At 46.3% G+C, this 791-nt stretch carries 1 protein-coding gene; it reads left to right on the top strand.

Annotated elements, in window-relative coordinates:
• Positions 1 to 104 precede the first annotated feature (104 nt).
• The coding region (locus tag AC805_RS16830) for an ATP-binding protein (protein ID WP_156341442.1) at positions 105 to 791 on the top strand (687 nt) is incomplete at its 3' end.

Raw genomic sequence — 791 nt, 5'->3', positions numbered from 1 at the left:
GTATTTATACTTAGTTAAGCTAACGTGTTTTCAAGGTTTCAGGATTTTGCTTGGCGCGTTGCGATATATTGAAGGGGTATCTGCCCGTTAGTTTAGTTGTCGTTATGCCCAAATGGTTTAATACTGCTGGTCCTTGTAAGCCTGGCATTCACTACATGCTGTCAGCTACAGAGCGCTTGCCTGAAATCAAACAGCTAATTGCTCAAGAAAATTACTTTGTCATTCATGCGCCAAGGCAAGTGGGTAAAACTACAGCAATGTTGGCACTTGCCCAAGAGTTAACGGCTAGCGGACAATATACGGCGGTGATGCTTTCCTTAGAGGTGGGAGCAGTTTTTTCGGATGAGCCTGATTTAGCGGAAAAAGCAATTTTAGATGAGTGGAAAGACTCGGCACAATTTCGCTTACCTCCTGATTTGCAGCCACCCGCTTGGAATACGGGAGAAGCTGGTCGTCAGATTGGCTCGTTTTTAAGTACATGGGCGAGAAAGTCATTACGCCCTTTAGTCGTGTTTTTAGACGAGATTGATGCCCTCAGTGATAAGGCTTTGATTTCTGTGTTGCGCCAGATTCGCTCAGGATTTCCCAATCGTCCACAGGGATTTCCGCAGTCAGTTGCCTTGGTGGGGATGCGCGATGTGCGGGATTATAAATATGCTTCTGGGGGGAGCGATCGCCTAAATACCTCCAGCCCTTTTAATATCAAAGTGCGCTCCTTTACCTTGAGTAACTTTACCCTTGAGGATGTGAGAAAGCTCTACCAGCAGCATACGGATGCAACGGGACAAGTA

This window comes from Pseudanabaena sp. 'Roaring Creek' (assembly GCF_001402795.1).
Taxonomy (GTDB): Bacteria; Cyanobacteriota; Cyanobacteriia; order Pseudanabaenales; family Pseudanabaenaceae; genus Pseudanabaena.
Note: the sequence above shows the minus strand (reverse complement) of the source record. Positions and strands in the feature narration are given on the sequence as shown.